Source organism: Bacillus sp. PAMC28748, assembly GCF_014250415.1.
GTDB classification, from domain to species: Bacteria; Bacillota; Bacilli; order Bacillales; family Bacillaceae; genus Bacillus; species Bacillus licheniformis.
Genome location: NZ_CP060192.1, coordinates 527211 through 539856 on the forward strand (window position 1 = coordinate 527211; position 12646 = coordinate 539856).

11 protein-coding genes are annotated in these 12646 nt (G+C 48.2%); all 11 read right to left on the minus strand.

The window, feature by feature from the left end; all coding sequences use genetic code 11:
* Positions 1-6 precede the first annotated feature (6 nt).
* Positions 7-1563, minus strand: a complete 1557-nt coding sequence (locus H7F26_RS02855; RefSeq protein ID WP_235598615.1) for an MATE family efflux transporter — start codon at positions 1561-1563, stop codon at positions 7-9.
* On the minus strand, positions 1560-2579 hold the full coding sequence (locus H7F26_RS02860) for a glycosyltransferase (protein ID WP_009329620.1): 1020 nt from the start codon (positions 2577-2579) through the stop codon (positions 1560-1562). The genes H7F26_RS02855 and H7F26_RS02860 overlap by 4 nt, the downstream gene beginning before the upstream one ends.
* On the minus strand, positions 2576-3655 hold the full coding sequence (locus tag H7F26_RS02865) for a polysaccharide pyruvyl transferase family protein (RefSeq protein WP_044821716.1): 1080 nt from the start codon (positions 3653-3655) through the stop codon (positions 2576-2578). Before H7F26_RS02865 ends, H7F26_RS02860 begins: the two co-directional genes overlap by 4 nt.
* Before the next feature lie 11 nt (positions 3656-3666).
* Complete coding sequence (locus H7F26_RS02870) at positions 3667-4698, minus strand: glycosyltransferase family 2 protein (protein ID WP_003185507.1); 1032 nt, start codon at positions 4696-4698, stop codon at positions 3667-3669.
* A gap of 59 nt (positions 4699-4757) precedes the next feature.
* Positions 4758-5861, minus strand: a complete 1104-nt coding sequence (locus H7F26_RS02875) for a biofilm exopolysaccharide biosynthesis protein EpsG (protein WP_185855234.1) — start codon at positions 5859-5861, stop codon at positions 4758-4760.
* A gap of 4 nt (positions 5862-5865) precedes the next feature.
* Positions 5866-7026 carry a glycosyltransferase family 1 protein gene (locus H7F26_RS02880; RefSeq protein WP_003185511.1) on the minus strand — a complete coding sequence of 387 codons (1161 nt, stop codon included), beginning with the start codon at positions 7024-7026 and terminating at the stop codon, positions 5866-5868.
* The gene (locus H7F26_RS02885; protein ID WP_003185513.1) at positions 7019-7861 is read right to left on the minus strand and encodes a glycosyltransferase EpsE; all 843 of its coding nucleotides are present in this window, start codon (positions 7859-7861) and stop codon (positions 7019-7021) included. The genes H7F26_RS02880 and H7F26_RS02885 overlap by 8 nt, the downstream gene beginning before the upstream one ends.
* Complete coding sequence (locus tag H7F26_RS02890; RefSeq protein WP_003185515.1) at positions 7858-9006, minus strand: glycosyltransferase family 4 protein; 1149 nt, start codon at positions 9004-9006, stop codon at positions 7858-7860. The genes H7F26_RS02885 and H7F26_RS02890 overlap by 4 nt, the downstream gene beginning before the upstream one ends.
* 10 nt (positions 9007-9016) lie before the next feature.
* Positions 9017-10834: a polysaccharide biosynthesis protein gene (locus tag H7F26_RS02895; RefSeq protein WP_003185518.1), complete on the minus strand. Its 1818-nt coding sequence runs from the start codon at positions 10832-10834 to the stop codon at positions 9017-9019.
* Between the two features lie 260 nt (positions 10835-11094).
* Positions 11095-11787: a CpsD/CapB family tyrosine-protein kinase gene (locus H7F26_RS02900; RefSeq protein ID WP_003185520.1), complete on the minus strand. Its 693-nt coding sequence runs from the start codon at positions 11785-11787 to the stop codon at positions 11095-11097.
* Positions 11777-12529 carry a YveK family protein gene (locus tag H7F26_RS02905; RefSeq protein ID WP_003185522.1) on the minus strand — a complete coding sequence of 251 codons (753 nt, stop codon included), beginning with the start codon at positions 12527-12529 and terminating at the stop codon, positions 11777-11779. Before H7F26_RS02905 ends, H7F26_RS02900 begins: the two co-directional genes overlap by 11 nt.
* Positions 12530-12646: the final 117 nt, after the last annotated feature.

Here is a 12646-nt window from a genome sequence, read left to right on the forward strand (position 1 = left end):
TTTCTTTTATTTAAAAAATCCCTTTTGAAACGGGAAGGATAGAGAACACCGGTATGCTTGCAGCTTCGTTGTGACAATGCGCCGTTCCGCTTTCGTCAACATGACGAAATAGGCAAACAGGCCGTAAGCCAACGTCGCAGCCAGTGCCGTGACAAACAAAGACAGCAGGCTGACGATCGAAAATAAGTATTGAAGAGCGTAACAGACAGCCAAAGTAAATGAAGCGCCGGCAACCGGCCCGTATATGCCTTTATAAAAGACCCTTTTTCTTTCACCCGTAATCTTTGATGCATAAATCGGAGTGAAGACGACGTTTTTCAGCGTTAAAGCTGCCGCACCGGCCAGCGCAATTCCGTAAAGGCCGAGTCCCGCCGGGCCGCTCAGCACGATGGCAAGCAGCAAATTGACAACGCCGAAGGCAACCGTGGTCAGCGCCGGTGTTCTCAGCTTGTTATAGGCGGTAAAGATGTAAAACAGCGGCGCCGGGCTTAATGAAACAACCAAATAGCCCGCATGTATCAGTAAGAGCCATTTCAAATGTTCGAATGAAGGGCCGAGCCAAAGCGACAGAAACGGGCCGGCAAGCCCCCCCAGAAACGCCGCCGGCAAAGCGAGCAGGATGCCGTTAAACCTGACGGCCTGATTGGCATAACGGACGAGCCCTTCTTTGTCGCCTTTTGAATAATAGAGTGTAATCGTAGGTGAAAATACGGCCGCTAGCGTTCCCGAAAGCGTCCGCAACAACAGCGGAAACTGAATGATCGCCGCGTACATGCCGGATTCGGAAACCCCCAGCATCACATTCGCCACCATTAAATCGATTTGCAGAAACAGCAGGATGCCGACTTGGCTGACGGAGCTCCATCCTCCCGCCTGAAGCAGTTTTTTGCACTTTGCAAACGACATATCCCTCACCCGGAACGTAAACCATGGAATCAATCTCTTAAAGAAAAAGATCGACAGGATGCACGCCGAAGCGGTTGCGATGAGAGCGGCGAGCTGAATGTGCCAGATCTTCGGTGCAAACCACGCGAAAATCAACAATACGCTCAGAACGCGAATCAGCATTTGGATGGCTTGGATCGTGCTCGTAATATAGATTTTATTGGCGAAAAACGGACCGGCGGCAAACCCCGACATCACAAAGGTCAATAAAAACAGCAGGCTGCCGATCAAAAGCGCGACCTGCACATCCCCCAAAAGACCGGCGGGAACGCGAATGATCTGATCGATAAAAAACACCGTGCCGCCGAGCGGAAAAAACAAGATGACTGAAAGCACCAGTGATGAAACGATATAGGTATTCATATAACCTCTCGCTTCATCAAGCGCTCCCCTGTGGGCGGAAACAGAAAAAAACCGGACAACGACCGCGCTCAGGGCGACCGTAATTATCGAAAAGTAATTGATCATATTCTGTGTAAGATGGACAAATCCAAACGCCTCAACACCGAGGGTCTTGATGACGTAAGGCGTCAGCCACATCGAAAACAGCACCGATAATAAAAAAGACGCCATATTGGCGCCGAGATTCAAAACAAATGTCTTATTCAAAAGGCTCATCCCTTACTGGGCAGATTTCGTTTAAAAAACAATTCGAGCAGAATCGGAATATTCAGCTTGCATAGCAATAAAACGAGCCGCTGGCCGATTAACAGGTTGCGGTTGCGGAGAGACGTGGCTTTGACGCACGACTGCACCATCCGGTAAGACAAAATGTCTTTAATGTGCCGCCTCACCTGCTTTGAAGGCTTCGGTTCCGCACAGGCATTGGCTAAAAGCATCGGAATTTGATGTTTGCATGTGTACGTTTCCAAATCGTCCGCACATTCATCCAAAAGCTGAAACGTCTCATAGAATCTCCTTTTCGCCCGGTACTGCCTTTTCAGGCTTTCATCCATGTACGGTTTAAACGGCGCCTCTGTCAGGCTGTCCGGGTTGCACCTGTACATGTAGTAGCCTTCATCGATCGCTCTCACTCGTTTCGCTGCATAAAAGGCGTACAAATTAAACGGCGAATCCTCTGCAAAACGAATGTCTTCAAAAAAGTACAGCTGGTTTTTCTTCAGCAGGTCGCGCCTGTACAAATTCCGCCACACATACCAGATGAAGCGGGTTTCGTGCGCCTTTTTGAGCTCGCGTTTAATATCCCAGCTCAACAAGAGGCGATCGGTCGGCAGCGGCGGCGGGAAGTAGGCGTCTTCCGTATCGGAATGTTTATGATACCCGCACATGACGATATCGAGGTCGTCTTTTTTGGCAGCGGCGTACATGTTTTCAAACATGGCAGGCAATACAAAATCATCACCGTCGACAAACCCGACATAATCTCCTGTCGCGGCTTGAAGACCGGCATTTCTCGCCGAGCTCAGCCCGCCGTTTTTTTTATGAATCACTTTCACTCTGGCATCCAGGCTGCAGTACGTTCTGGCTATCTCCCCGGATCTGTCGGGAGAGCCGTCATCAACAAGGATGATTTCAATATTTTTCAGCGTCTGCCTGCGCAGCGAATCGACGCATTCTTCTATATAATCTTCGACATTGTACATCGGAACAATGATACTGATAAATGGCTTCATTGGACATCACCCATAATTTTCCGTCTTAAATCTGCGAAATAATGATCCCTTGCCGGGGTCTCACGATGCGAGTCACCGGTCTTGATCAGCTCTTCGATTGCGCCGAGAACCTCTGCCGCATCGGGATTTTCCACAAGCTTCATCGAAGGAACGTCTTTCAGCCAGCGAAAGCCTTCAAGCACCTTATGATCAAAAGAGCGGATCACGACGCACGGCGTTCCTGTTATCGCACAAAAAATCATGCCGTGCAGCCTGTCTGTCACGACGACCTCCGCGCCTCTCAGCTGATCCCAAAGCCGATTCAGCTCCTTCTCGCGGGACACGCGGCTGACCCTCCTGCCGATCGTCGTTGTAAAAGTTTTTGCACCGCCATACTCGTCGCCGACAGCCTTCAGCAGCTTTTTACGCTCTTCCGGCCTGAGAAAGCTTTCTTTATCCTCCCTTAAACAAACCAACACACCTTCTCTTTCAGACTGCTGTTCTTTCTTTAAATAAAGCACCATATCAGGCTGCTTTACAATCGTTTGGTTTGAGAAGTGCTGTTTCATAAATTGATAGGTTGTATCATCGCGCGCCATCATGAACAGCCGGCGATGGGAGTTGTAGATTTTTTTCGCCCTTTTCAGCTCTTTTTTGCCGCGGAGCGTCGCGGAAAAGTGCGCAGTTGCCGGGAGCTGGACGATTTTATAATGCTTGAATGTTTTGATAATGAAGCGCCTCGTCCATTCCTCATTGCGGTACAAATCCCCCATGTTTCCTCCGCCGATGATGAATACCATATCCTCGGGGTGGCGGATGCGCATGAGCGCTTTTGCATGTTTGTAAATATCGTTAATGCCGATTTCAATTAACTCAAAATCGGGAAACTCGTTTTCTATGAATGTGCGGCTTGCCAGGGCAATCGCATGATCTCCCAAATTATCATGGGACGGAATTAAAGTCAGAATGATTTTTTTCTTGCCTTTATATTGTTCAAAGCGCCTTAAACCCGGCGTTCCCATCACATATTCAGAAGGATATTTCACCTTGAGCAAAAGCCATTCTGCAAGATTGATCTTCAGTTCCTGAAAGGTCATTTCCTCACCGCCTATTTCTTCATTCTGTGCTCGATCATTTTCTGGTAAATGGCCGCAAATCCATACACTGCCGGCATCAACCGCAAGCGAATCAGCATAAGCAAAAGCTTCTTCTTAGAATCGAATGCCGACATGTCCACTGCGGAGATTTTCCCCCTGAATTCCGGACAGGCGCATATGCTGCGGATATTTTTATATTTTTCTATTGAAGGGTTTTTGTTTCGGCTCTTGCATTCATTTAAAATACTGATGCAGCCGTGGTTGACGATAAAGACGTGCAGCGCCTCCTTTAAAGCCGGGAGCTCTCCGTGCTTTGTCAGGCAGTCCAGGTTTGCTTCATAAAGAGCGAGACCGTCTTCAAACAGCCCTGCCTGATACTTTTGGACGATGGACGACAGGTGGACCCTGTAATGATAAAGCGGCTTAGTCACGAACGCCGCGGTATTCGCATATAGAAGGCATCTGAAGCTGAAATATTGATCTTCGATGTTTTCCAGCTCGTCGCGGAGCGGGAAAACGAGCTTATGCCGCTCAATCAGACTCCGCCTGTAGAGCTTGTTCCAGGAAAAGCCGCTTACTTTACCCTTTAACAAATCCTTCATAAATGCCTCTTTCGGCTTTCCTTCATAGTTCTTCCCGATGTCCGGGCAGACCGTTTTTTCGGTATCCTGAATTTCAACGGCATAATCACAGATGACAAGATCGGCATCCTCATCCTTCGCTTTTTCATACATAGACTGGCAATAGTCCGGCTCAATCCAGTCGTCGGAGTCGATGAATGCCAAGTACTCGCCTGACGCCGCTTCGATGCCTTTATTGCGGACAGCGCCGAGGCCCTGATTGTCCTGCTGAATCGTTTTAATGCGCCCGTCCTTTCGGGCGTAATGATCAATGATCTTCTGGCTTCCGTCTGTTGAACCGTCATTGACGATAATGATTTCAATATTTTTCAAGGTCTGGCTGATCAGCGACTGCAAACAATTCGGCAAAAAAGCTTCTGTATTATAAACAGCGACCAGTAGACTAACTGCTGGATTTTCCAATGTGATGACTCCTTTGACGAAATTTTTACAAGACCTAAAATGTCCGGTCTTTCCGCTATTCAACGTTCAAAAATCGTTCTGTACGGCAATACCGACGAGTCGAACGGCATGAGCATAAAGCTGTATAAGAAGTAACAGATCAAAATCAAAACATAAAGAAGCGCGTTTGATTTCGGTTCAAAAATCCGTACAAAATAAGGAACGAGAATCAGCTGATAGAGCCCGAAATAAATGTTGAACCTCGCAAAAATGACATCCTTTGTCGCCAAAATTCCGAACAGGAAACCGATCAGACAAAGGTTTACGATATAATCGACTTCGGGCCAGCGCTTTCTGAGCTGCTCCCTGAAGCAAAAGGCAAGTGCGAGCGGGAGAAGAAGAACGATGATTTTAATAACGTTCATGCCGTTTGTATTCTTCATCAGCCATTCTTCATAATGTCCGTATTGACTGTTTTCAAGCACGACAAGGAATACGGACAGAAATTTTTGATACAGAAAAGTCCCCGCCAAAAAGACGAGCATCAGGCACCAGAGGACAGGCGACCACGCTTTTCTTCTGACGATGAAATAAACCGGAATCATGATCAAAGCCGAAGAATGAAAAAGCGAACAGATCAGTACAACGATCATATAGCGCACCAGCTTCCCATCGATCAGATACCGCACCGCCCAAAACAGAATGGCCGCCGCCATGTATTGGCGAATGCCGTTAAACGAAGCATAATAGTGAAACATGCCGATAAACAGAAACATGCTCAATTCAAACGGCCTTCCATACACATAAAGCGTCTTGACGATATAGATATAGGTAATCGCGGCAACGACGGCAAACATGAGCGCCGGATCGGCTGAAATCTGATTTAAAATCCATAAGAGTGCGGTAAATCCCGGGTCCGTCGACGACTTGCCTGTTCCGAAACCGAATATCTCCCAAATGCTGTTGTATTTTCCGGCTAATTCGTAAAGCAGCATATATGTGTGGTAATCCGTTCCGACCTTGTATCTTAAGCCGGCAACGATAATCAAAGACGCGAGCGGAACGACGGTGAGGATCGCATTCGGAAGGTAGCCCGTCGGCAGCCTGTGATCTTCCCTGCCGTACATTTTCGCAAACCATGACCAGACGAAAACAATCCCCATATTCAACATGTAGACAGCCATACACTCACTGTCCTTCTGCTGCGGAGATTGAATAGATGTCCATCAGTCTCGCCAAATTTGCTTTTGCATCATAGCCTCTCTCAGCAAGGCTTCTCTCTATTTCCGGCCATGCAGGCTTTTTCGGCTGAGCAGCACGGCTGATATCCTCAGCCCACCGTTCAAAACCGGCATTTAAGCTGAGACGTTGCAGCAGGCCAAGTCCCAAATCGGTTTCTTCCGTAATGTTGTCTGATACAATGCAGGGGAGCCCTGACGCTTGCGCTTCGACCAGTACGAGGGGTAGCCCTTCAAACAAAGACGGCATGACAAATACATCAAATGCCTGCATGAGAGCCGGGATATCTTCGACGACGCCGAGAAACAGAATGTCGTCTTTTACACCGAGAGCAGCGGCTTTTTCTTCCATCTGTCTGCGCAGCGGACCGTCACCTGCGAACACCGCTTGAAAAGGTATGCCCGATTTCTTGCAATAAGCGGCAAGCCCGAGCAGAAACGCGTGGTTTTTCTGTTCAAAAAAACGGCCGACATGCCCGATCACCAGGGCGTCTTCTTTGATACCGAAGCTCTTTTTCGCATTCGTTTTTGAAACGCCGTTCGCTTCTTTGAACCGGTCAAGTTCAATCCCGTTTTGCAAAAGATGGACCGCGTTTTCACCCATCTTCTTTGCGCCGAATAAAAAACGCCCGGCATCTTTGCCGCAAGCGCACAGAGCCGTAGCACTGGAGAAAATCAAGCGGCGGAATGCAAGAAGCTGCCATGTATCCCAAAACCGGGGGTTAGGCTTCCAGGCCGTGTTGTGGGAATGGCAGACCCTGACCGGAACGCCGGCGAGCCTGGCCGCCAATGCGGCAAAGCCCGTCTGAAAATCCGTATGAGCGTGTACGGCGGCATAAGGCCCTTTCTCAACCAAAATCCTTCTGATGTTTTTGATGTAGGCGACAGGACCCGACCGACCGATGCTCGGTACATAAAACACCCGGCCGCCGCGCGTGATGATCTCCGGGTCGTAATCGCACGTTTCTTCCCGGTGGGAAATAAAATCAAATTGAATATGCCGCCTGTCTGTGTGGCGGTATATATTCATAATCATCGTCTCCGCGCCGCCGCGGTTCATTCCGCTTACGATGTGAAGCACCCGTTTTGGTCTCACGCTTCCGTCATTCATGTTTTACGACCCCTCCGCCTTCATTCATCAATCTTCTTTTATGATATCTGTTCATGATAAAAGGAGGCATAAGCCCCCTGATGATGGGTTTCATTGTATAAATATAGTCCGATAGCGGCAGCTTCAGCCGTCTGCAGGCGGCAAAGACGATAAACGCATTATCAATCGAGTAGCTGAGCTTTCTCCTTTTAAACGCCGATTCGTCTTCCCTTACTTTGTATAAGGCTTCCTGAAGGTTGTAGCCCGTGAAGCCCGCCTCAAAAAAACGAAGCCACAAATCGACATCTTCCATCCTTCTTGTTCTCCGGCCGACCCGATAGCCGTCCAGCGCCTCGTAGACGTCGGCTCTCATCATGATCGTCGCATGGCAAAACGGCGTCCCTTTCGCCATGATTCTCGGTTCTGGAGAGGAAGGAAGCATTCTGACGCCTCTAATCCCGTTTTCGTCGAAGGCCATCATGCCGCTTCCGACGACATGATAATGAGATTGCGATTCCAAAAACGCGACCTGCTTTTCAAACCGCCTCGGCAAAGAGATGTCATCTCCGTCCTGGCGCGCGATATATTTCCCGCCGGCGTATTGGAGACAGTGGTTTAACGAGGCAGCCAGCCGCTGATTCTTCTCGTTTTTGATCAGCTTAATCTTATCTGCGTAATGATCGGCATACCGCCTGGCAACAGCATATGTCCCGTCTGTCGAAGCATCGTCGCATATAATCAGTTCCCAATTTTTATAGGTTTGATTTAAAATTGACTCGATGCTCTCTGCGATCGTGTTCTCACAATTGTAGACTCCCATAATGACAGAAACTTTCGGCTTTTGACCCCCTATCATCCTTTCAGCCTCCTTTCAACTGTTTCGTTATCCATAAAGGAAGAGTAAATGCCCGCCATTTCTTTGACGGTGCGCTGCTGGGAAAAAGCGGCGGCTGTTCGTCTCCCCGCGTCTCCCATCTTTTTTCGCAAAGAAGGCAGACGGTACAGCTGCAATATCCGGTCGCTGAACGTTCCGGCGTCTCCCTGCGGAACCAAAAATCCGTTCACGCCCTCTTGAATGACTTCCCGGTGTCCGCGGTTGTCCGCTGCAACGGCGGGCTTTCCTGACGCCATTCCTTCTAGGAGGTTCATGCCGAGCCCTTCCCTGATGCTTGAGGCGACAGACACGTCTGCAAGCTGAATCCATTCGTGGATGTTTTTTTGAAAACCGGCAAACATGACGAGCGAAGAAACGCCTTTTTGTTCAGCGTGATTTCGGTATTTTTGCTCCATCTGCCCTTTTCCTGCAAACACGACCTTTAAGTTCGGGGCTCTGTCTTTTAAAGCAGCCGCCGTTTCGATGAGCAAGGCCTGGTTTTTATTCGCGTTCAGCTCCGCGGGATATATGAGGATAAAGTCGTCTTCTTTGAAACCGTATGTTTTCCTGAGCAGCATTTTCTCTGTTTCACTGACAGGATGAAACCGCTCCGTATCGACGCCGATCCCGTGGATTTTTTCCGTGCGCAGCGCTTTTCGCAAGCCTTTTGCAAGGACGAAATCTTCTTCATTGATCGTAATCAGGCAATCGGTCAAAGCGGACAGCCCTTTTTCAATCGGATAATACAGCAGCCAATTTTTTAAAGGAGCACCTTGGCAAAAGTGGAAACCGTGAGCGGTATAGATCACTTTCGTCCCCTCTTTTCTCTGTTTCCGGGCCGCAAGCCTTGCCAGCACGCCTCCCATCGGCGTGTGGCAATGAATGATGCTGTACCGGTGTTCGTCAATGATTCGCGCCAGCTCCCGATAGGCAGCGATATTGCTTGCATTCAAAGGAGAACGCCTGATATCGATATCAAATTTTTTATCTGTATAGGGCAGTGTCATATCTCCTTTTGCGGCGATATGAACATTCCACCCCTGCTCTTTAAACCATTTTAAATACGGGAGGTGGAAGGCCTTGAAATGGTAATCCACAGTAGCGCAAAACAAAACCGTTCTTGTCATGTTCTTCCCCCTAGTGCGCTGTCACCAGCTTTTTCTCGTGCTGGCCGATCGCTTTGAACAAGCGTTCTCTCAGCTCGCGGTCTGACAAATACATAAATTCATCCATAAATGACTTCAGCACCGTCCATTCGACGTCGACCGCCTTGCCGATATGAATCTTCGGAAAAACCTGCTCTGCCAGCACTTCATTTTGATTCAGCAGCTCTTCGTACATTTTTTCTCCCGGCCGGATGCCTGTAAATTCGATTTTGATCTGTTCTGTCGTATAGCCGGAAAGCTGGATAAGATTTTTGGCGAGGTCGACGATTTTGACCGGTTCGCCCATATCGAGCACGAATATCTGTCTTCCTTTGGCAAGCGCCCCCGCTTGAATAACGAGCCTTGAAGCTTCCGGAATCGTCATGAAGTACCTCGTCATGTCCTGGTGTGTGACAGTGACCGGGCCGCCTTTAGCGATTTGTTTTTTGAAAATCGGAATGACGCTTCCCCTGCTGCCGAGAACATTTCCGAAGCGGACGGCGACAAATTTGGTTTTGCTCGTTTTGCCGAGATTCATGATCAGCATTTCCGCGAACCGCTTCGTTGCCCCCATGATATTGGCAGGGTTGACCGCTTTGTCTGACGATATCAGGACAAATGTCTCCACTTCGGTTTCGTCGGCGGCCTCAGCGACGTTTTTCGTGCCGAGGATATTGTTTTTGACAGCTTCTTTCGGGCATTTTTCCATCAGCGGTACATGCTTGTGGGCAGCTGCATGATAAATGACATTCGGTTTGTAGCGTTCCATCAGCAAAAACATTTTTTCTCTGTCCTGTATGTCCGCGATTTCGGGATAATAGGCGACATGCTTTCCGAATTTCTCCTTCAGTTCAAGCAGGATCGAATGGATGCTGTTTTCTCCGTGCCCGACTAAAATGATCGATTTCGGTTTAAATTTGCTGATTTGCCGGCAGATTTCCGAGCCGATTGAACCTCCGGCCCCAGTCACAAGTACGACGCGGTCCTTGACCGTATTGGAGATTTCGCTCGTATCGAGCTGGACAGGCTCCCTTCCAAGCAAATCTTCTGCTTTGACATCGCGAAGCTGGCCGACAGGATGTCTGCCAAGCAAAATTTCGTCTATTTTCGGCATGATTTGCGTTTTGACACCTGTTTGCGCACACGCCTTGTACATTTCCTGCATCTGAGTGACGCTCAAAGATGGAATGGCGATGATGATCCGGTCGATATTCCATTGCCGGACCGCCTGCATAATCTGCTCTTTCCCGCCTAAGACGGGCAGACCCATGATTTCAAGCCGGTATTTCGTTTTGTCATCGTCGATAAAGGCGACGGGCTTAATGTTCAATTCCGGCTTCTGCACAAGCTGTTTTGCAATCAAACTGCCGGCAGAGCCCGCTCCGATGATAAGCGCCCTTAGAGATCCTTTGCTTTCTTTGTTCACCTGTTCCCTGATGATGCGCCACATCATCCGCGATCCGCCGATCAAAATGAGCTGGAACAGCCAGCTTAAACATAAAAGACGAACCGGAACGTTTTGAAAGAAAAACAGCTCGAGGGCCGCCGTCACAAGATGGGACAATGTAATCGATTTAAGCAGCACATACAATTCACCGATGCTTGCATACTCCCATACTTTTTTATAAAGGTGGAAGCAATGGGCGAATAAATGCTGAGCGCCAAGCAGTATCAGTGAAGTCATCAGCAGCATTTCCGAAGGGTATAAATCATATGATGGCAAAATCAGCTGATATCCGATAAAGATGGACAGCAAAACCAAGTACGAATCGAGTGCGGTAATAATGGAAAGCCTTCTCCGATATGTCAATTTCCTACCTCCTAATGTATCTTTCTAGCTGATAGGATCTTTCAGGGCAAAATCCCATGAGCTAAAAAGATACGGGCGATTTTCAAATTTAAACCGAGCACGTAAATTAAATAAAGATGGGCATTTAACCCGTCCTCACGCCCCGCCATCGACGACTTGCGTCTAAGGCAGACAGGTAGTCTGCCCACGGTAGAGCCGAGTGCCTCCATCGGTAAAGGCAAGGAGACATCACCTAAAGCGGCTGCAGCCGCTTCATAAGATTACATGGTTGCGTAATTATATTGGCGCGCTTTCTTCACTTTCCGCCCGTTCAGCACGGCGCCGAGCAGTTCGCTTTTGGAAGAATTCAGCGCGTCCCGAGACTTGATCGCGTTATCAAGCTTTGTTTTTCCGCTGAGGATGACAAGAATGCTTCCATCCACCTGATTCGCCAATATTTGCGCGTCTGCGACCGGCAAAAGCGGCGGCGAATCAAGGATGACTAAATCGTATTGGTCGTACGCTTCCGCAAGCAGGTCCTCCATCGCCTGCGACGACAAAAGCTCGGACGGATTCGGAGGAATCGGACCGCTTGTCAGCACATGGAGATTTTCCGCCTGGCTTTGCTGGACGACATTTTCCAGCGTCGATTTTTTCATTAATACATTTGTGACGCCTGAATGGTTATCGAGCTCAAAAATTTTATGGATCGTCGGCTTTCTTAAATCTGCGTCGATCAAAAGGACCTTTTTTTCCTGTTGCGAAAATACGATCGCCAAGTTTGAAGCCGAGAATGATTTGCCTTCTCCCGGCAGGCCCGATGTAATGAGCAATGACTTGAACGGCTTCTCAAATGATGAAAACTCAATGTTCGTCCTGATCGTCCGATACTGTTCGACGATCGGCGTGTTCGGCTGATGCAATGCGACAAGCGCCGATTGATATTTGCGAGAGCGTTTTTTTCTAATACCCAAGCGGCTCACTCCTTCCTGCTTTTACGCGGATATTCATATCGGGGTCCCCGCGAAACAGACTTTTTTTATGCTTCATTTGCTCAATACTTCCCAAATAAATGAATCCCGCTTCCTTTTCGACTTGAGACGGTCTTGCAACCGTATCATCGATAAAGTCCAAAAAGAACGCCAAAGCGATTCCGGTCATTAATGCGGCGCCGAATGCCAGCAAAATATTCATTTTGTAATTCGGTCTGACAGGTGTCGGCGAATCGACTATTTCGGCTTTTGACAGGACGGTTACCCGATCGGTGTTCATAATTTGCTTAATCTCTTTTTTGAGCACCGCAGTTAAAGTGTTCGCTATATCGGCCGCCCGTTTCTGATTTTCATCTTGGACCGAAATATTTATAATCTCAGATTCGCTTTCACTGCTCGTTGCAATTTTTTCACCCAACCGGCCCGCAGAGTAAGGTAAATCAAGCTCTCTCTTGACTTGCTCCAAAATCACCGGGTTTTTCAAAAGCGCTTGGAATGTCCGTGTGTATTGAAGATTGATTTGAATATCGCTGTATGTGGCGCTCCCCTTTTTCTCCCCTACTTGATGCACCAAGATCTGCGTCGATGCCTGATAGACAGGTGTCAGCACATAGAACTGAATGATTCCGGTCGTCAATGTTACACCTATTGTCAAAACGAGAATAAGAACCGTTCTTTTTCGCAAGATTGCAATCAGTTCTCTAAAATCAATATTTTCTTTCATGCTTGACTGCCTCCTCAGGAATGCCGTTTGTTAATGATTGGATTATAAAAGAAAAAATTTGAATTGAAAAATGCTGAATTTAGCTATATAGTTCTTTTTAGAGAACAAATTCGTTCG

Excerpts from the sequence above, each read along its gene's own strand:
- H7F26_RS02855 (WP_235598615.1), bottom strand. The coding sequence starts at position 1,563 with ATGAGCCTTTTGAATAAGACATTTGTTTTGAATCTCGGCGCCAATATG.
- H7F26_RS02860 (WP_009329620.1), bottom strand. The coding sequence starts at position 2,579 with ATGAAGCCATTTATCAGTATCATTGTTCCGATGTACAATGTCGAAGAT.
- H7F26_RS02865 (WP_044821716.1), bottom strand. The coding sequence starts at position 3,655 with ATGACCTTTCAGGAACTGAAGATCAATCTTGCAGAATGGCTTTTGCTC.
- H7F26_RS02875 (WP_185855234.1), bottom strand. The coding sequence starts at position 5,861 with ATGGCTGTCTACATGTTGAATATGGGGATTGTTTTCGTCTGGTCATGG.
- H7F26_RS02880 (WP_003185511.1), bottom strand. The coding sequence starts at position 7,026 with ATGAATGACGGAAGCGTGAGACCAAAACGGGTGCTTCACATCGTAAGC.
- H7F26_RS02885 (WP_003185513.1), bottom strand. The coding sequence starts at position 7,861 with ATGATAGGGGGTCAAAAGCCGAAAGTTTCTGTCATTATGGGAGTCTAC.
- H7F26_RS02890 (WP_003185515.1), bottom strand. The coding sequence starts at position 9,006 with ATGACAAGAACGGTTTTGTTTTGCGCTACTGTGGATTACCATTTCAAG.
- H7F26_RS02905 (WP_003185522.1), bottom strand. The coding sequence starts at position 12,529 with ATGAAAGAAAATATTGATTTTAGAGAACTGATTGCAATCTTGCGAAAA.